Origin of the sequence: Synechococcus sp. R8-2 (assembly GCF_047461715.1) — a bacterium.
Taxonomy (GTDB): Bacteria; Cyanobacteriota; Cyanobacteriia; order Thermostichales; family Thermostichaceae; genus Thermostichus.
In genome coordinates, this window is sequence record NZ_JANSHQ010000577.1 from 1 (window position 1) to 570 (window position 570).

A 570-nucleotide genomic window follows, 5' to 3' on the forward strand; every position below is an offset into this window, starting at 1 on the left:
AGACTCCTACGGGAGGCAGCAGTGGGGAATTTTCCGCAATGGGCGCAAGCCTGACGGAGCAATACCGCGTGAGGGAGGAAGGCCCTTGGGTTGTAAACCTCTTTTCTGGGGGACGAAAGCTGACGGTACCCCAGGAATAAGCCTCGGCTAACTCCGTGCCAGCAGCCGCGGTAAGACGGAGGAGGCAAGCGTTATCCGGAATTATTGGGCGTAAAGGGTACGTAGGCGGCTGGTCAAGTCTGGGGTCAAAGGCCACAGCTCAACTGTGGGAAGGCCCTGGAAACTGACCGGCTAGAGTGAGGTAGGGGTTGCGGGAATTCCCGGTGTAGCGGTGAAATGCGTAGAGATCGGGAAGAACACCTGAGGCGGAAGCGCGCAACTGGGCCTTAACTGACGCTGAGGTACGAAAGCTAGGGGAGCGAATGGGATTAGATACCCCAGTAGTCCTAGCCGTAAACGATGGACACTAGACGTTGGCCGTATCGACCCGGTCAGTGTCGGAGCTAACGCGTTAAGTGTCCCGCCTGGGGAGTACGCACGCAAGTGTGAAACTCAAAGGAATTGACGGGG

1 rRNA gene is annotated in these 570 nt (G+C 57.5%); it reads left to right on the plus strand.

Annotated features, from left to right (window positions below):
• Positions 1–570: ribosomal RNA gene (locus tag NW819_RS12685) — 16S ribosomal RNA — on the plus strand; the annotation flags it as partial.